Source organism: Castellaniella sp. (assembly GCF_049673105.1).
Classification (GTDB): domain Bacteria; phylum Pseudomonadota; class Gammaproteobacteria; order Burkholderiales; family Burkholderiaceae_B; genus Castellaniella.
The window spans coordinates 36,336-54,868 of sequence record NZ_JBATXG010000003.1 but is presented as its reverse complement, the minus strand read 5'-3'; the positions used below and the strand labels follow the sequence as shown (position 1 = coordinate 54,868).

The following is an 18,533-nucleotide window of genomic DNA, read 5'->3' as shown; positions in this document are numbered from 1 at the left end:
ACCGTGCCCTATTCGCTCGCCAGCGCCAGATAGGCGGCCCGCACCGCGTCTTCTCCGTATTTGCGTTCCAGCCGACGCACGGTGAAATGGCCGCGCGCCATATCCTGGAAGTGGTTGATGAACAGGGTATTGACCAGCGCGCCGCCCGCTGCGCCCAAGGCAGGGACGGCCTGGGCGGCGACCTTCTCGGTGACCTGGATGCCGAAACGGTCCGCAATGGCCGCGATCAGGCGCGCCATCGCAGGGGTGGACGCCTTGTCCACCGCGACCTTGGCGCCCAGATAGTCCACGGCCTGACCCACCGCCTGGGCGAGCGCCACGCGCACGGCGTAATAACCGCTCTCGGCGGCATCATCGGCGTCGGCCTTGCCGCCCAGAGCGAAGACTTCCAGACAAGCCCTGCAGGTATCGGCGTCCTGCAAGGATTCGCCCTCGCTGCGGGCAATGGCGGCGATGGAGCGCATCATCAGCGTCGTGGACACCGGCAATTCCACCGCCAAGCCGGCGAGGCCGAAAAATCCGCCGACGCCGCCGCTGAGCGCCGCCCCCCATTTGTGCCAGCGATCCGCACTGCCCGCGCCGGGGGTATCGCTCAGGGTGAAAATCGCCGCGTCGGCGGCCTTGCTCAGGGCGCCGCGGGTGATGCCGGCAAGCTTGGCCTGCCAGCCCAGGGACAGCATGTCCAGGCCTTTCTCGATGGGTGTGCCGACCAGGTTGGTCATACGGGCGGCCAGGCCGGGATTTTCCAGCAACTGACGGGCCACGCGCAGATCCGCCATATCGGCAGCGCTCCAGGGTACATCCATCACATCTATCCGTTCTTGTTGATCCATGCGCCCATTGTGCGCCAAGTATTCCAAATCCTCGACAGCGCGGCTGCACCTCTGTATCGTGGTCCATACCGCGCGAGCGGATAAAAACAGCATACTCAGGAGACAAACTTATGAAAAAAACCGCCTTGGCGGCTGCTCTGGCCGTGTTCGGCCTCGGCGCCAGCCTGCCTTCCCACGCCGCCGGCATGTCGGATGACGTCATCCGCATCGGCTTCATCGCCGACATGTCCGGGGTATACGCCGACATCGACGGACAAGCGGGGGCCGATGCCATCCGCATGGCCATCGCCGACATGGGGGGCGAGATCAACGGCAAGAAGATCGAACTGCTGACCGCCGACCACCAGAACAAGGCCGACATCGCCTCGGCCCGGGCCCGTGATTGGTTCGACACCCAGCAACTGGACATGCTGGTGGGCGGCACCAATTCCGCCACGGCGCTGTCCATGGCCGCAGTCGCTGCCGAAAAGAAAAAACCTTTCCTGGCGGTCGGCCCCGGCTCGTCGCAACTGACCAATGAAAAATGCACGCCCTACACCGTGCACTACGCCTACAACACGGTAGCCTTGGCCAATGGCACCGGGTCCGCCGTCGTGCGCGAGGGCGGCAAGACCTGGTTCTTCCTGACGGCTGACTATGCGTTCGGCCATTCGCTGGAACAAGATACCGCCGCGGTCGTGAAAAAGGACGGCGGCAAGGTTCTGGGCGCCGTGCGCGCGCCGATCGCCACATCGGACTTTTCATCCTTCCTGTTGCAGGCCCAAAGCTCGGGCGCCCAGGTGCTGGGGCTGGCGAACGCCGGCGGGGATTTCATCAATTCCGCCAAAGCCGCAAACGAGTTCGGCATCACCAAGACCATGAAACTGGCCGGTCTGCTGGTGTTCATCAACGACATCCACGCCCTGGGCCTGGAAAGTACCGCGGGACTGTATCTGACCACGCCTTGGTACTGGAACCAGTCCGACGACTCGCGCGCCTGGGCCAAGCGTTTCTTCGACCAACACAAGCGCGCGCCTTCCTTCCTGCAAGCCGGTGATTATTCCGTGGCCAAAAACTACCTGGAAGCCGTCAAAGCCACTGGCACGGATGACGGCGACACCATCATGCAGTACCTGAAATCGCACAAGATCAACGATATGTTTGTCAAAAACGGCTATGTGCGCAAAGACGGCCTGATGATGCACGACATGTACCTGGCGCAGGTGAAAAAGCCCGAGCAATCCAAGGCGCCCTGGGACTACTACAACATCGTGCGCACCCTGCCCGCCGAATCGGTTTACGGACCGGAATCGGAATCGACCTGCTCACTGCTCAAAGGCTGAACCGGAGACCCACATGCTTCAGGCGCGAGACGACTATGCTCATACGTACCGGGATTTTTCCTGGTCGGTACCGGCGCACTACAACATCGGCACAGACGTCTGTGACCGATGGGCCGACGGCAGCGGTCGTCCCGCCCTGATCGTGGACCGCGGCGACTCGCCGCCCGATCAATATACCTTCGACCAGCTGAAACACTGGTCCGACGAACTGGCTCTGGCCCTGCGGGCGCGCGGCGTGAGACCCGGCGACCGTGTCGGCATCCTGCTGCCCCAGTCGCTGGAAACCGCTCTGTCCCACCTGGCCGTCTATAAGCTTGGGGCCATTGCCGTACCCCTGTTCACGCTGTTCGGCACCGACGCCTTGCAATACCGGCTGGGGAATTCCGGCGCACGGGTGCTGGTCACCCACACCGAAGGCATGGGCAAGATCGCGGCCATACGGGCCGCGCTGCCAGATCTGAGCTGCGTCCTGAACATTCATGCCGAACCCCAGGACGAAACCGCTTTCTGGGGCGCCATCGAATCCCAGCGAGGCAAGGCCCTGACGCCGCACGACACACTGGCCGATGACCCGGCAGTGATCATCTATACCTCGGGCACGACCGGCAAACCGAAGGGCGCCTTGCATGCCCATCGCATGTTGCTGGGCCACCTGCCCGGCGTCGAGATCTCGCACAACTTCTTCCCCAAGCAGGCCAGCCTGATGTGGACGCCGGCTGACTGGGCCTGGATCGGCGGCCTGATGGATGTGCTGATGCCGTCATGGCATCACGGCGTCCCCGTCCTGGCCCACCGCTTTGGCAAATTCGACGCTGAACAAGCCTGGCGGCTGATGTCCAGGCACCAAGTCAGCCATACCTTCCTGCCGCCCACTGCGCTGAAGATGCTGCGCGCCCTGGATGCGCCGGAACAATACGGCGCCTTGCGGCTGGTGTCGGTCGCCAGCGGCGGCGAAACCCTGGGCGCCCAGCTGATCGCCTGGGGACGCAAGACCCTGGGGGTCACGATCAACGAATTCTATGGGCAGACTGAGTGCAATATGATCGTGTCATCATGCGCGGCCCTGTTCGAGCCGCGAGCGGGGGCCATGGGACGGCCCGTACCGGGTCATGACGTCCGGATCATCGACGACAACGGACGCATCCTGCCCGATGGCACCGAAGGCCACATCGCAGTGCGCCGCCCCGACCCGGTGATGTTCCTGCAATATTGGGCCAACCCGCGCGCCACCGCCGACGCCTTCATTGGCGAATTCCTGGTCACAGGAGACCGCGGCATGCGCGACGCGGACGGGTATCTGTGGTTCAAGGGGCGCGGCGACGACGTCATCACCAGCGCGGGCTACCGCATCGGCCCGGGGCCGATCGAAGACTGTCTGCTCAGCCACCCAGCCGTCCGCATGGCCGCCGTCATCGGCGTCCCGGACCCAGAACGCACCGAAATCGTCAAAGCCTGCATCGTGCTGAAAGAAGGCTTCCAGTCCAGCGCCGCGCTGATCGCCGAGATCCAGGATCATGTCCGGCAGCGCGCCGCCGCCCACGAATACCCGCGCCTGATCGAATTCATGGATGCCCTGCCGATGACGACCACGGGCAAGGTGATCCGCAAGGCGCTGCGCGATCTGCACCAACACCCCGACGCCTAGAAAGCTGGCCCCCTGTTCCATGACGCCACCCGCCTGGAAATCGATTTCTGACAAATGGGCTGGACGCCGGCTGACTGGCGATTGAACATTCGTCCGACAGACGGCAAACACGCTGATAAAATAGTCCCCCGATTTTTTATCAGCGCCAACGAGGGTCCCGCCGTCATGCACACTGCTCACCAGAACCTCATCGAATCCGCCTGGGAAGACCGGGCCACGATCTCGTCCGGCCTGACACCTGGCGCGCTGGCCCAGGCCATCGAACACACCTTGGCGGGGCTGGATGACGGCACGCTGCGGGTGGCCGAAAAAATCGATGGTCAGTGGCAGGTGCATCAATGGCTGAAAAAAGCGGTATTGCTGTCCTTTCGCCTGACGAACAACCGCGTCATGGGCCAGTCCCCTCAGCTGTACTACGACAAGGTTCCGCTGAAGTTCCAGGATTACTCCCCCGCCGATTTTCAGCAGTCCGGCATCCGGGTCGTGCCCACGGCCACTGTGCGGCGGGGCGCCTATATCGCCCCCGATGTGGTGTTGATGCCGTCTTACGTGAACATCGGCGCCCGCGTGGGCGAAGGCTCGATGGTGGACACCTGGGCGACGGTGGGATCTTGCGCCCAGATCGGTCGCCACGTGCATCTATCCGGCGGCGTGGGCATCGGCGGCGTGCTGGAACCGCTGCAGGCCGGCCCGACCATCATCGAAGACAACTGCTTCATCGGCGCCCGCTCCGAAATTGTCGAGGGCGTGGTGGTCGAGGAAAACAGCGTCCTGGCGATGGGCGTTTTCATTTCACAAAGCACGAAAATCTACGACCGCACGACGGGCGAGATTCATTACGGTCGGGTCCCGTCGGGGTCCGTCGTGGTGCCGGGTTCCCTGCCCGCCGCTGACGGCAGCCACAGCCTGGCCTGCGCGGTGATCGTCAAGCGCGTCGACGCCCAGACCCGCGCCAAGACCAGCATCAACGACCTGCTGAGGGCCTGAGATGGCTGATGCCGATGTCCGCGCGCTGGCCCATGCGCTGATTGCCCGCCCCTCGGTCACGCCCGACGATGCCGGTTGCCAGGACCTGATCGCTCAGCGGCTTGGCCCCCTGGGCTTCACCTGCGAATCGCTGCCCAGCGGCGGCGTCAGCAATCTGTGGGCGCGGCGCGGCGCCAACGCCCCCCTGCTGGTGTTTGCCGGCCACACCGACGTCGTCCCGCCCGGCCCCGAATCCGCCTGGCCCAGCCCACCTTTCGAGCCGACCGAGACCGATGGCATGCTGGTGGGCCGGGGCGCCGCCGACATGAAAACATCCGTGGCCGCCTTTGTCGTGGCCGTCGAGGAATTCACCGCCGCCCATCCGCAGCACACAGGGTCCATCGCCCTGCTGCTGACATCCGACGAAGAAGGCCCGGCCACCGACGGCACCGTGCACGTCTGCCGCGTCCTGGAATCCCGCGGCGATACGCTGGACTACTGCATCGTCGGCGAACCCACCTCGGGCGACCGGCTGGGCGACACGATTAAAAACGGGCGGCGGGGTTCGATGTCGGCGCGCATCACGGTGCGCGGCATCCAGGGTCATGTGGCCTACCCGCATCTGGCCCGCAACCCCATCCACGAACTGGCCCCTGCGCTGGCCGAACTAAGCACTGTTCGCTGGGACGAAGGCAATGTCTACTTCCCGCCCACGACCTTCCAGGTGTCCAATCTGCATGCCGGCACGGGCGCGGGCAATGTCATTCCCGGCGAAGCCGTCATCGACTGCAATTTCCGTTTTTCCACCGCCAGTACGCCAGACGGATTGCAGGCGCGCGTGCACGCCATCCTGGCACGTCACGGGCTGGACTACCACATCACCTGGACGCTCAGCGGGCTGCCGTTTCTGACCCCGCAAGGGCCGCTATGCGCTGCGCTACAATCGGCCATCTCGGATGAAACCGGTGTGCGGGCGGAACTCTCGACCACCGGCGGCACGTCCGACGGTCGCTTCATCGCCCGCCTGTGTCCGCAGGTCGTCGAGTTCGGCCCTTTGAACCGGACCATACACCAGGTGGGAGAATGCCTGCCCCTGGACAACCTGGTCCCCCTGAAAAACATTTATCGCAGGGTCCTGGAAACGTTGCTGCCCGACGCGGGACACAGCTGATCCGCGCCACGGCGCCGCCCCTGCTCCATCGGAACGCACTCGCCCGACATGGCTTCTCCCCATACCGAACTGCTGACCCTGCGCGACTTGCTGCGCTGGGCCGTGACCCGCTTTCGCGGCGCCAATCTGGTCTTTGGTCATGGCAGCGACAATGCCTGGGACGAGGCCGTCTATCTGTTGCTGCATTCTCTGCACCTGCCCCTGGACACGCTGGAACCCTTTCTGGATGCGCGCCTGCTGGAACGCGAACGCCAGCGCTGCGTCGACCTGATCCACGAACGGGTCAACAGCCGCAAGCCCGCCGCCTACCTGACGGGCGAGGCTTGGCTGCAAGGTGAGCGTTTTCTGGTGGACGAGCGCGTGATCGTGCCGCGATCGCCGATCGCCGAACTGCTGGCCGAACAACTGACGCCCTGGATCGAAGACCCCGACGCCGTGACGCGCGTGCTGGATCTGTGCACCGGATCGGGCTGTCTGGCGATTCTGGCGGCCCTGGCCTTCGAGGACGCTCAGGTGGATGCGGTCGACCTGTCACCCGACGCCCTGGCGGTCACGCAATCGAACATCGCCCTGCACGAACTGCAGGGCCGCGTGCAGGCGCTGCGCAGCGATCTGTTCGCCCAGATCCCCGGCGATCGCCGCTACGACCTGATCATCTGCAATCCGCCCTACGTCAACAGCCAGGCCATGACGGCGCTGCCGCCCGAATATCGGCACGAGCCGCGCATGGCCCTGGCCGGCGGCCAGGATGGCATGGATCTGGTGCGGCGCATCCTGACGAAAGCCCCTGAGCACCTGACGGACGACGGCCTGCTGGTGCTGGAGATCGGCCACGAACAGGCGCATTTCCAGGCGGCATTCCCGGATCTGGACCCCGTCTGGCTGAGCACGGAAACCGCCAGCGACCAGATCCTGCTGCTGCGCCGCGCGCAGCTGACGGCGTGATCCGCGCCAGTGACCTGACCCTGCGGCGCGGCGTCAAGGTTCTGCTGGAAGACGCCGAATTTGTCGTGCATCCGGGCGAACGCGTGGGCTTCGTCGGCAAGAACGGGGCGGGAAAATCGTCGCTCTTCGCTCTGCTGCAGGGCCAGATCGACCCCGACGCCGGGGCCGTGGACATGCCCGCCTCATGGCGTTTGGCCAGCGTCGAACAGATTTTGCACGACACAGACCGTGCCGCCCGCGAATTCGTCATCGACGGCGACCGCCACCTGCGCGACCTGCAGGCGCAACGCGCCGCCCTGCACCCGGATCAGGGCCAGCAGATCGCCGAACTCGAATCCGCGCTGGTCGAGGCCGAGGCCTGGAGCGCCCCATCCCGCGCCGAGCAATTGCTGGCCGGCCTGGGTTTCGCGCCCGATGAATGGGCCCGCCCCGTCGCCAGTTTTTCCGGCGGCTGGCAGATGCGCATCGCCCTGGCCCGCGCCCTGATGGCGCCATCAGACCTGCTACTGCTGGACGAACCCACCAACCATCTGGACCTGGATGCCATGCTGTGGCTGGAGCGCTGGCTGAACAGCTATCCCGGCACCGTCCTGCTGATTTCGCACGACACGGAATTCCTGGATACGGTCGCCCGCGTCATTCTGCACTTTGAAAGCGGCAAGCTGATCCGCTACAAGGGCGGCTACGAAGACTTCCTGGAACAGCGCGCCGAGCGCCTGCGCCAGAACCAACTGGCCCGCCAGAAACAGGCGCGCGAAACCGCCCATCTGCAAGCCTTTATCGATCGCTTCAAGGCCAAGGCATCCAAAGCCAAACAGGCGCAAAGCCGGGTCAAAGCCCTGTCCCGCATGCAGACCCTGGCCCCCCTGGCCGTGGAATCCGGCATCGACATCCGTCTGCCGGACCCCGTCCAGACCCCCGACGTGCTGCTGCGCCTGGACGACGCAACCCTGGGGTACGCCAACCCCGCCGGCGGCGAACCGCGCACCATCCTGAAGGACATCAGCCTGATGGTGCGCGGCGGCAGCCGCATCGGCATCCTGGGCGTCAACGGCGCCGGCAAAAGTACCCTGGTCAAGACCCTGGCCCAGGAACTGGCCCCGTTGGCCGGCCACATGCAGCCTGCCAAGGGCCTGGAAATCGGCTATTTCGCCCAGCAACAACTGGATGTGCTGGATCCCGAATCCAGCCCGCTGCAGCATTTCGCCCGTATCGCCCCCGACACACGGGAACAAGAACTGCGCAATATGCTGGGCCGCTTCGGCTTCGGCGGCGACATGGTCACCCAGCCCGTAGCGCCCTTTTCAGGCGGCGAAAAAGCCCGACTGGCTCTAGCCCTGATCGTCTGGCGCAAACCCAATCTGCTGCTGTTGGACGAACCCAGCAATCACCTGGACGTGGACACCCGCGAGGCCCTGGCCCGCGCCCTGGCCGAATTCCCCGGCAGCGTCCTGCTGGTCTCGCACGACCGGCATCTGCTGCGCACCACCGTCGATACCTTCTGGATCGTGGCCGACGGCCAGATCCAGCCCTTCGACGGCGACCTGGAAGACTACCGGGACTGGCTGCAGCAGCGCCAAACCCAGCAAAATCAGGCCGCCCGAGCCACCGCTGCCCCCGCCCCCGATCGCAAAGCCCAGCGCCGCGAAGAAGCCCAGGCCCGCCAACAACTGGCCGCCCGCCGCAAGCCCCTGGAAACCCGCCTGAAAAAGATCGAAGACGCCATGACCCGCGCCCAGACCCGGCTGGCCGAACTGGACGCCCTGATCGCCGATCCCGCCTTCTACACCGACGCGCACAAGGACGACCGCCCCGGCCTCTTGGCCGAACACGGCGAACTCAGCAAGGCCTTGCAAACCGCCGAAGAAGAATGGCTGGACATCCAGACGGAAATCGAAGCGCTGTAAGCACGCCCCCCGTATCACTCCGGCCAACACCGCCCCAAGCCTCGGAGACCACCCTATATTCCAATCCTGAATAATTTAATTCTCTTATAGTCGTTCGCTATGAGAACCAGGCTCCATAGAATGAACAGGTCTAAACCTAGTTCACTCCCAACACCATGAGCCGCCTTCCCATCCAGTCCGTCGAATCCGCCCCCGCCGAGGCCCAAGAACGCCTGCGCAACGCCGAAAAAGCCAGCGGCTTCCTGCCCAACCTGCTGGGCGTCCTGGCCAACGCCCCGACAGCCTTGGAAACCTACCAGGTCGTCGGCGCCATCAACGGTCGCAACAGCCTCACCCCCACCGAACGGGAAATCGTCCAGATCACCGCCGCCACCTATAACGGTTGCGGCTTCTGCGTCGCCGGTCACACCAAGATCGCCGCCAAGAAACTGCAACTGCCCCAGGAACTGATCGACGCCCTGCGCGGCACCCAGGCCCTGTCCGACCCCAAACAAAACGCCTTGGCCCAATTCACCCTGCAAGTGCTGGAACACCGCGGCCAGGTGTCCGACGACGCCTTGAACGACCTGAAGGCCGCCGGCTATACCGACGCCCAGGCCCTCGATGTCGTCCTGGGCGTCAGCCTGGCCACCCTGTGCAACTACGCCAACAACCTGGCTCGCACTCCCATCAATCCGGAACTCCAAGCCTACGCCTGAGCGGCAAGGACGCACCATGACACACGCAGCACAGCCTGCCGGCACGGACGACAGAATCGATCAATTGATCCGCGACACCCTGGCCCCCCAGGTCGAGGCCATCGATCAGGGCCTGTACCCCGGCGACTTCATGCGGGCGCTGGGTAGCCTGGGCGGCTTTGGCGCCGCCCTGCCGCTCGAAGCTAGCGGCCTGGGCGGCGACCTGCCCGCCCAGATCGACATCATCGCCCGGGTCGCCCGCACCTGCGGATCGACCTCCTTCCTGACCTGGTGCCAGGCCACCTGCGCCTGGTATCTGCACCGCAGCGACAATCAGGCCGTCAAAGATCGCTACCTGCAGGCCATCGCCAGCGGTCGTCTGCTGGCCGGCACCGGCATGTCCAACGCCGTCAAGCATCTGGCCGGCATCGAACGCATCAATCTGCGCGGCCACCGGGAAGGCGATGGCTATCGCATCAGCGGCGCCCTGCCCTGGGTCTCGAACCTGGGGCCGGACCACCTGCTGATCGTCGCCGCGGCCCTGGATGAGGGCGGCTACGTCATGTTTGCCGTTCCGCCCGGCGCCGATGGCCTGACGTTGCGGGCCTGCCCGACGTTTGCAGGCCTGGAAGGCAGCGGCACCTATGGCGTGCGCCTGAAAGACCTTTTCGTGCCGCCGCAGGATGTGCTGTCCGGCCCCGAGGGCTTCGATGCCTACGTGCAGGGCTTCAAACCCGGTTTCCTGTTGATGCAGATCGGCATGGGCGCCGGCCTGGTCCAGGCCAGCCTGGACACCATCCACGCCACCAATCAGCGGCTGCAGCACGTGAACAGCTATCTGGATGACCAGGAAGGCGATCTGGAGCGCGATTTGCAGCAACTGGTGGCTCGGACTCGCGAGCTGGCATTGCAGGGCCGGGACGCGCCACTGCTCAGCGTCCTGCGCGCCCGCGCTCTGGGATCGGAACTGAGCCTGCGAGCCACCCAGTCCGCCGCTCTGCATGCCGGCGCCGCCGGCTATCTGATGAGCAGCCCCGCCCAGCGCCGGCTGCGCGAAGCTCTGTTCGTGGCCATCGTCACCCCGGCCCTGAAACACCTGCGCAAGGAAATCCATGCGCTGGAACAACGCCAGGCGGCCTGAGATGAGCGCAGCCGCCCTAGCGCCTTCCGCCGCCAACGCGGCCCCCGAACAGAGCAGCCTGCTGAGCGCCCAGGCCATTTCCCTGGGCTATGCGACCAGCCGCCGCGAGGCCGCAACGACCGTGCTGACGGACTTTTCCCTGGAACTGCAGCCAGGTGAAATCATTGCCCTGCTGGGCCCCAGCGGAGTAGGAAAATCGTCGCTGCTGCGCGTGCTAGCCGGGTTGCAAGCCGCCCAGGCGGGCGAGATCAGGATCAAGGGCCGCCCGCTAAACGGCCCCGACCCGGCCCTGGGACTGGTATTCCAGGACCCCAGCCTGCTGCCCTGGCTGACCCTGGAAGAGAACGTGGCCTTTGGCCTGGATTTTCGCCACCAGCCCAAACTGGACGACGCGACCCGCCGGCAGCGCGTCCAGCAGGCCATCAGCGAAGTCGGTCTGCAATCCGCCCGCACGCGCTATCCCGACGAGCTGTCGGGCGGCATGGCGCAACGGGCTTCTTTGGCCCGCACGCTGGCCCGCGCGCCCCAAATCCTATTGCTGGACGAACCCTTCAGCGCCCTGGATGAAGTCACCCGCCACGAGATGCAGACCCTGCTGCTGCAGATCCGATCCCAGCACCAGGCGGCGGCCATTCTGGTGACGCACGACATCGACGAAGCCCTGCTGCTGGCTGACCGCATCCTGTTGATCGGCAGCCAGCCTGGGCGCCTGATCGGCCGGTGGTCCATCAGCCAAGCACACCCCAGAGACGACACCAGCGCCGCACTGACCGAATTGCGCGTCCAGATTCTGCAAACCCTGCGCAGCGCCCGTTTACCGAGACCCCAATGACACGATTCAAACTGTTTGACGCCTGCTGCGGCGAAGCCGACAGCACCCTGGCCCGCCGCCGCCAATTCCTGAAGCTGTCGGCCATGTTCACCGCCGCCGGCGCGCTGCCGCTGCTGCAGGCCGGTCGCCTGGCGCACGCCGCGGAACCCGATGCCCCCGTACGCATCGGCTACCTGCCCATCACGGACGCCACGCCTCTGCTGATCGCCCACCACAACGGCCTGTTCGAACAACAGGGGCTGAAAGTCGAGCCGCCCCGGCGTTTTCGCAGCTGGTCGCAGATCGTCGAAGCCTTTCTGAGCGGCCAGGTGAACGTGGTCCACCTGCTGATGCCCATGACCATCTGGTCGCGTTACGGCAGCCAATCGCCCGCCAAGGTCGTGGCCTGGAACCACACCGAGGGTTCCTGCCTGACCGTGCTGCCGACCGTCAACGCTCTGGAGGACCTGGGCGGCACGACGGTCGCCATTCCCTTCTGGTATTCGGTGCACAACATCGTGCTGCAGGCCATCTTGCGCCAGGCGGGGCTGGAATTCATCAACGAAGGCGAACCGACGAAAAAACAAGTGAAACTGGTCGTCATGTCGCCCGGCGACATGCTGCCGGCGCTGGGCAGCAAGCGGATTTCCGGCTACATCGTGGCCGAGCCCTTCAACGCCAAGGCCGAAGAGCTGGGCGTAGGCAAGGTCTGGCGATTTACCGGCGACGTCTGGCGCAACCACGCCTGCTGCGTGGTCACCATGCACGAACGGGACCTGCAAGAACGCCCGGAATGGTCGCAAAAAGTGGTCAACGGCATCGTCCAGGCCCAAGCCTGGGTACGCCATCACCGCGAAGACACGGTCAAGATCCTGGCCCGCGACAATCCGTCCGCCTATACCCCGCACGACGCCTCCACCCTGGCGCGGGTGCTGCTGCCCTCTGCCGAGCGCGATGCCGCCTACGCCAAAAGCGGCGCCATCCGCCATACCGACTGGAATGAACTTCGCATCGACTTCCGCCCCTATCCCTACCCCAGTTACACGGAAAAACTGGTGTCGCTGCTGAAGGACACCTACGTCCTGGGCGAAAACGCCTTTCTGAAGGAACTGGACCCTGCCCACGCCGCGCGCGACCTGGTGGACGACCGCTACGTGCGCAAGGCCATCGAAGCGCAAGGCGGCCTGGCCGCCTTTGGCATCGAGGGCGGCTATACCCGCACGGAAACTTTCGAGGTCAGCTGATGAGCACCCGCCCCTCCGCCCTGCCGTCCCGTCAGCGCCTGCTGCTCAGCCTGGGCGGCCTGCTGGCGCTGCTATTGCTGTGGGCCGCCGGCATCGGTCTGCTGGGCCAGGACCTGGCCATGGCGCGTCTGTTCGCCCCCGGCCAGGCGCTGCCCAGTCTGGCGCACCTGATCGCCGACAATCAACTGACCCTGCACACCCTGGTCAGCCTGCGGCGCGTCGCGGTGGGCCTGTTCTGGGCGTTGGTGTTCGGCATCCCCCTGGGATTGGCCATCGGCCTGTCCAAGCGTCTGGAATCCGCCACCAGCGGGGCGTTTCAGTTCCTGCGCATGGTCTCGCCCCTGTCCTGGATGCCGATCGCCGTGATGCTGTTCGGCGTGGGCGATGCGCCGATCTATTTCCTGCTGAGCTTCGCCGCTGTCTGGCCCATCATCCTGAACACCAGCGCCGGCGTGCGCCAACTGGACGCCCGCTGGCTGATGCTGGCCCGCAGCCTGAGCGCCACACGCACCGAGATCCTGTGGAAGATCGTGATCCCCGGTTCCCTGGGCCACATCCTGACCGGCCTGCGCCTGGCCATCGGCATCGTCTGGATCATTCTGGTGCCCTGCGAGATGCTGGGAGTCAGTTCCGGCCTGGGCTATTTCATTCTGGACACCCGCGACCGCCTGGCCTATTCGGAACTGATGGCCGTGATCGTGCTGATCGGCGCCCTGGGATTCACGCTGGATGCCACCGCCCAGCGCCTGCACCGGCGCTGGGGGCGGGGACGTTGAATCACTGCAAAATATCCAGCTTCGCCACGCCCAGGGCCAGGGTCTTGGTGCCCACATCGTGGAATTCGATCTGGGCCTGAGCTTCGGTGCCGGAACCGCTCAAGGACACGATGGTGCCCTCGCCAAAGCGACCGTGGCGCACCGTGGCGCCAATGCGGAAACACTGATCGCCGACCGTGACGTCGGCGGTGCGGGTGCGCGGCGCGCGCGGCGCAAAACTGCTGCCGCCCTCGTCCTGCCAGCCGCCTGTACCCCGGCGGAATGCGCCGCGCCAGACGGGCGATTGTTCAGGGGCTGCGGCGCGCTGACGCGGCGTGATCCATTTCAAATCCTGTTCGGGGATTTCTTCCAGGAATCGCGAACGCAGGGCGTAGCGCGTCTGGCCGTGCAACATGCGGCTTTGCGCCAGGGTCAAGGTCAGGCGCTCCCGCGCGCGGGTGATCGCCACGTACATCAGGCGGCGTTCCTCTTCCAGGCCGCCAGCGTCCAGCAGACTGTTTTCGTGCGGAAACAGGCCTTCTTCCAGACCGGTGATAAAGACAATATCGAATTCCAGGCCCTTGGCAGCGTGCACGGTCATCAGTTGCACGGCGTCCTCGCCCGCCTGAGCCTGATTGTCACCGGCTTCCAGCGAGGCGTGGCTCAAAAACGCGCCCAGGGGCGACATCACGGCGGGCGGCGCCAGCTCCGCATCGACGTCGGCCTCTGAGGGAAAGGGATCGACGGCTGCCGCGGCGCCGGAAACGCTATCCACCGCCGAGCGCCCGTTGACCGCCGGCACGGTTCCACCCGCCGCAAATTCCGGGATCCGGCCTGCGACCAGCCCCTGAAGACCGGCTTCCGCCACGAAAGCGGCAGCCGCATTGACCAGTTCCTGCAGGTTGTCCAGCCGATCCTGCCCTTCGCGGTCGGCCCGATAATGGGCTTCCAGACCGCTGTGATGCACCACGTGGCCGATCAGTTCCGGCAAATCCAGTGACTGGGCGGCCTCGGCCATCTCGCGGATCAGCGTGGCAAAACGGGCCAGGCTGCTGCCGCTTTTACCCGGCACATACGCCACGGCGCCCGCCAGGCTGGTGCCGTACTGCGCGGCGGCATCGGCCTGCTGTTCCAGTGTCCGCGCGCCGATCCCGCGCGTGGGGAAATTCACCACCCGCATCCAGGACGTATCGTCATGCGGATTGTCGATCAGGCGCAGGTAGGCCAGGACGTGCTTGATTTCCTGGCGCTCGAAAAAGCGCTGACCGCCATAGACGCGATACGGCACGCGGGCCGAAAACAGCGCGTGTTCGATGGGCCGCGACTGTGCATTGCTGCGGTACAGGATGGCGATCTGATGAGCGGTCCGGCCCTCGCGCAACAGGGCGCGTATTTCATCGACCAACCACTGGGCCTCCATCTGATCGGAAGCTTGTTCCACCACGCGCAGGGGTTCGCCCTCGCCGGCCTCGGTCCACAGATTCTTGCCCAGGCGGTGGGCATTGTGCGCGATCAGGGCGTTGGCGGCGTCCAGAATATGGCCGTGAGACCGGTAATTCTGTTCCAGGCGGATGACGTTGCCGTGCGCATGGCGCTGCTCGAAATCCGCCATATTGCCGACATTCGCGCCGCGAAAGGCATAGATGGACTGATCATCGTCGCCGACGGCGAACACCGGCGTCTGACTGCCCGCCAGCAGCATCAGCCAGCGGTACTGCAGCACGTTGGTATCCTGGAATTCGTCCACCAGGATATGCTGAAAGCGGCGTTGATAGTGTTCGCGAATCGGGGCCTCGCGCTGCAGCAGTTCATAGGCCCGCAACAGCAGCTCGCCGAAATCCACCACGCCTTCGCGTTCGCACTGGTCCTGGTAGCGCTGGTACAGATCGGCCAGCCGCCGCGCATGGCTGTCGCGCACATCCAGGTCATCGGGACGCAAGCCGTCTTCTTTGGCGCTATTGATCATGCGCTGCACATCACGCGGCGGGAAGCGTTCATCATCTACGCCATTGGCCTTGAGCATGCGCTTGATGGCCGAGAGCTGATCCGCGTTATCCAGAATCTGGAAGGTCTGCGGCAGGCCGGCTTCGCGGAAATGCGCCCGCAGCAGACGGTTGCACAGGCCGTGAAAGGTGCCGACCCACATGCCGCGCGTATTGATGGGCAGCAGCGCCGACAGGCGCGACAGCATTTCGCGGGCGGCTTTATTGGTAAAGGTGACCGCCAGCAGGCCGAAAGGGCCGACCTGGCCGGTCTGGATCAGCCACGCCATGCGCGTGGTCAGCACCCGAGTCTTGCCACTACCCGCCCCTGCCAGGACAAGAGCGTGTTGCGCGGGCAGGGTGACGGCGGCGCGTTGTTGTTCGTTCAGACCTTCAATCATGCAGCATAAGAGCGTAGTCGATACGCGAATTGTTCCAGACCATCGATGCCGCTGGCTTGCGCCCGCTGGCACCAGGCCCGCAAATCGGCCAGCAGCTGATCGCTGCTGGCGCTGGAAGATTCCCACAGCGCCGTCAGTTCGCGACGCATCTGCAGCAAAGTAGACAGGGCCGGCGCCATCGACAGGACATGAGCCACCTGCGCCTGTTCGACGGGCGCCAGCGCCTGCGGATCGCGCACCAGCCACTTGCGGCAACGCCGCAGCAACCGGCGTTCGGCCAGACAGCGCCGCAATTTCAGGGCCTTGAGTTCATGCGCCACAGCGGCCTTGACCATGCTGGAATACCGGGCCAGGACGTCGTAGCGATGGGCGATGATGCCCTGCAGCTGATCCTGGCTAAGCGATTCGATGGCCACCGGCCCATCGGACTGCCACTGCAGACGCGGCGCCACACGGCGCACCTGAGCCAGCCCCAGCGCCTGCAGCACCCGGATATACCCCCAACCCAGGTCGATTTCGTACCATTTGGACGAAAATTTCGCCGAGGTACCGTAGGCGTGATGATTGTTATGCAGTTCTTCCCCGCCGATCAGGATGCCCCAGGGCGACACATTGGTGCTGTCGTCTGGGCAGGCGAAATTGCGATAGCCCCAGGCATGGCCCAGGCCGTTGACTACGCCGGCGGCCCAGAACGGAATCCAGGCCATCTGCACGGCCCAGATGGTCAGGCCGATCACGCCGAACAAGGCCAGATCGATCCCCAGCATCAGGACGATGCCCAGCAGATTGTGCCGTCCGTAGACGTGCCGTTCCATCCAGTCGTCCGGTGTCCCGTGGCCGTAGCGCTTCAGGGTGTCGGGATTGCTCGCCTCGTCGCGGTACAGTTCCGCGCCACGGAAAAACACCTGGGCCAGGCCAAAGACGGCGGGCGAATGGGGATCGCCTTCCCGTTCGCATTTGGCGTGATGTTTACGATGGATGGCCACCCATTCGCGGGTGACCATACCGGTCGTCAGCCACAGCCAGAGGCGGAAAAAATGCGCCACGACCGGATGCAGATCCACCCCCCGATGCGCCTGGCTGCGGTGCAGGTACAGGGTGACGGCCACGATGGTGATGTGGGTCAGGATCAGAGTGACCGCCAGCAAGGCCCAGGGGCCCAGTTGCAGGACGCCGCCCTGCAGAAAGGATAGCCAGGTGTTCATGATGTGCGAGCAAGGGGGGAAGGCCTTCAGTGTAGACCACGCGCCCCGCGACGGAAAGCAAGAGACCGCGCCCAAAAAGGCGCGGCCAGCGCGACCGGGTGAATCAGGCCGGGTCCGGTGTGTCTTCCTGCGGCGCTGCTTCCGTTTCCACCTCGCTGTCCGGGGCCGGCGCATCAGCTTGCGGGTCTTTGGCCGGGTTGCGCTGCATCACGGCGGCAAAGAACCCGTCCGTGCCGTGCACGTCCGGACGCAGGTGCAACATCGGCCCATCGAATGTCAGCACGATACCCCGATCCGCCAGGACGGCCCCCGCATCCAGCAGGGTGAATTCGGGGTATTCCGCGAGGAACGCCTGCACCTGGTGTTCGTTTTCTTCCGGCAACAGGCTGCAGCTGGCATAGACCAGCCGCCCGCCGGGGCGTACGCACGCCGCCGCATCCCGCAGAATGGCCGCCTGCGTGGCGCACAGCTGCTCCAGGGATTCCGGATGCTGGCGCCATTTCAGATCGGGATTGCGCCGCAAGGTACCCAGACCGCTGCAGGGCGCATCCACCAAGACTCGGTGAGCCTTGCCGCGCAGACGCTTGACGCGTTGATCATGGCGCTCGGCGATCGCCACCGGCACGATGTTGGACAAACCGCTGCGGGCAAAACGGGGTTTAGCCCGCGCCAGCCGGGCAGCCGACACATCAAAGGCATACAGGCGCCCGGTGGAGCGCATCAGCGCCCCCAGCAGCAACGTCTTGCCGCCTGCCCCGGCGCAGTAGTCAATGACCATTTCGCCGCGTTTGGGCGCGACCAGCGCCGCCAGCAATTGGCTGCCTTCGTCCTGGACTTCGATCTCGCCGCGCTCGAACGACGTCCAGCGGTTCACCGGCGGACGCCCCTGGATGCGGATGCCCCAGGGAGAATACGGGGTGGGTTTAGCCGCCCAGCGGGCCTCCGGCCCCTGCGACCAAGCGGCCAGCACGGCGTCGCGATCGGTCTTCATGGGATTGGCGCGCAGGTCCAGCGGCGCCGTCTGATTCAAGGCCTGCAGCAGCGATTCCGCATCGGTCAGGCTGCTCAGGCGGGCTTCAAGCCATTCCGGCACGCTGTAACGCACCCCCGCGGGCAGGCTGTCCACTGGAAAAGCCTGCACATAATCCAGCCAGGCGCGTTCGTGTTCGTCCAGCCCCGTATCCAAGGTGCTGCGCGGCCAGACCGAAGCCAGGCCCAGCACGGCCAGGCGGCGGGTCGCGGACCCCTGCCCGCTTTCGGCGAACTGCCGATAGCGGCGCAAGTGGCGCAACACGTCGAAGACGGCCTCGGCGATTTCTCCCCGGTCCCGCTGACCGACCTGCTTACGCCCCCGGAACCAGTGCGACAACACGGCATCGGCAGGATACTGCCATTGCAGGGCCTCGCCCAACACCTGGCGGACCTGTTCGATGCGGGCAGCGGCCATGATGTAGGGCCGCGCCGACGCCTGATCCGATCCTGGGCGGCCTGCAGACGGGCGCACTGCGCGATCCGTAGCCAGGCGCCT

The 18,533-nt window shown here is 65.2% G+C and carries 15 protein-coding genes; 11 read left to right on the top strand and 4 right to left on the bottom strand.

Translation table 11 applies throughout. The features are described from left to right. Positions 1-8: 8 nt before the first annotated feature. Entirely contained in the window at positions 9-806 is a 798-nt protein-coding gene (locus WBF69_RS00770) for an EcsC family protein (protein WP_424260227.1), read from the bottom strand. Between the two features lie 137 nt (positions 807-943). On the opposite strand from WBF69_RS00770, the gene WBF69_RS00765 reads away from it, so the two are divergent. The 11 genes from WBF69_RS00765 (at position 944) to WBF69_RS00715 (ending at position 13,438) form a co-directional block, all read left to right on the top strand. Further along, complete coding sequence (locus WBF69_RS00765) at positions 944-2,155, top strand: ABC transporter substrate-binding protein (RefSeq protein ID WP_424260225.1); 1,212 nt, start codon at positions 944-946, stop codon at positions 2,153-2,155. A gap of 13 nt (positions 2,156-2,168) precedes the next feature. Then, positions 2,169-3,800: an acyl-CoA synthetase gene (locus tag WBF69_RS00760; protein ID WP_424260223.1), complete on the top strand. Its 1,632-nt coding sequence runs from the start codon at positions 2,169-2,171 to the stop codon at positions 3,798-3,800. A gap of 165 nt (positions 3,801-3,965) precedes the next feature. Continuing rightward, positions 3,966-4,787, top strand: a complete 822-nt coding sequence (gene dapD / locus WBF69_RS00755; protein ID WP_424260221.1) for a 2,3,4,5-tetrahydropyridine-2,6-dicarboxylate N-succinyltransferase — start codon at positions 3,966-3,968, stop codon at positions 4,785-4,787. Position 4,788: 1 nt separating this feature from the next. Then, entirely contained in the window at positions 4,789-5,937 is a 1,149-nt protein-coding gene (gene dapE / locus WBF69_RS00750) for a succinyl-diaminopimelate desuccinylase (protein WP_424260219.1), read from the top strand. 48 nt (positions 5,938-5,985) lie between these two features. Beyond that, positions 5,986-6,882, top strand: a complete 897-nt coding sequence (gene prmB / locus WBF69_RS00745; protein ID WP_424260217.1) for a 50S ribosomal protein L3 N(5)-glutamine methyltransferase — start codon at positions 5,986-5,988, stop codon at positions 6,880-6,882. Further along, on the top strand, positions 6,879-8,789 hold the full coding sequence (locus WBF69_RS00740; RefSeq protein WP_424260215.1) for an ABC-F family ATP-binding cassette domain-containing protein: 1,911 nt from the start codon (positions 6,879-6,881) through the stop codon (positions 8,787-8,789). Before prmB ends, WBF69_RS00740 begins: the two co-directional genes overlap by 4 nt. 155 nt (positions 8,790-8,944) lie before the next feature. Next, entirely contained in the window at positions 8,945-9,487 is a 543-nt protein-coding gene (locus tag WBF69_RS00735; RefSeq protein WP_424260213.1) for a carboxymuconolactone decarboxylase family protein, read from the top strand. Between the two features lie 16 nt (positions 9,488-9,503). Further along, complete coding sequence (locus WBF69_RS00730) at positions 9,504-10,607, top strand: acyl-CoA dehydrogenase family protein (protein WP_424260211.1); 1,104 nt, start codon at positions 9,504-9,506, stop codon at positions 10,605-10,607. A 1-nt stretch (position 10,608) separates the two neighbouring features. Then, positions 10,609-11,439: an ABC transporter ATP-binding protein gene (locus WBF69_RS00725; RefSeq protein WP_424260209.1), complete on the top strand. Its 831-nt coding sequence runs from the start codon at positions 10,609-10,611 to the stop codon at positions 11,437-11,439. After that, positions 11,436-12,662, top strand: a complete 1,227-nt coding sequence (locus WBF69_RS00720) for an ABC transporter substrate-binding protein (protein WP_424260207.1) — start codon at positions 11,436-11,438, stop codon at positions 12,660-12,662. The genes WBF69_RS00725 and WBF69_RS00720 overlap by 4 nt, the downstream gene beginning before the upstream one ends. Then, the gene (locus tag WBF69_RS00715) at positions 12,662-13,438 is read left to right on the top strand and encodes an ABC transporter permease (protein WP_424260205.1); all 777 of its coding nucleotides are present in this window, start codon (positions 12,662-12,664) and stop codon (positions 13,436-13,438) included. Before WBF69_RS00720 ends, WBF69_RS00715 begins: the two co-directional genes overlap by 1 nt. A gap of 1 nt (position 13,439) precedes the next feature. Here the strand turns inward: WBF69_RS00715 and WBF69_RS00710 are convergent, their stop codons facing one another. From WBF69_RS00710 to WBF69_RS00700, 3 genes are all read right to left on the bottom strand, one after another. Then, positions 13,440-15,800 carry a UvrD-helicase domain-containing protein gene (locus WBF69_RS00710; protein ID WP_424260203.1) on the bottom strand — a complete coding sequence of 787 codons (2,361 nt, stop codon included), beginning with the start codon at positions 15,798-15,800 and terminating at the stop codon, positions 13,440-13,442. Further along, positions 15,797-17,005, bottom strand: a complete 1,209-nt coding sequence (locus tag WBF69_RS00705) for a DesA family fatty acid desaturase (protein WP_424260201.1) — start codon at positions 17,003-17,005, stop codon at positions 15,797-15,799. Before WBF69_RS00705 ends, WBF69_RS00710 begins: the two co-directional genes overlap by 4 nt. A gap of 103 nt (positions 17,006-17,108) precedes the next feature. Then, positions 17,109-18,419, bottom strand: a complete 1,311-nt coding sequence (locus tag WBF69_RS00700; RefSeq protein WP_424260276.1) for an RsmB/NOP family class I SAM-dependent RNA methyltransferase — start codon at positions 18,417-18,419, stop codon at positions 17,109-17,111. Between the last annotated feature and the right edge of the window lie 114 nt (positions 18,420-18,533).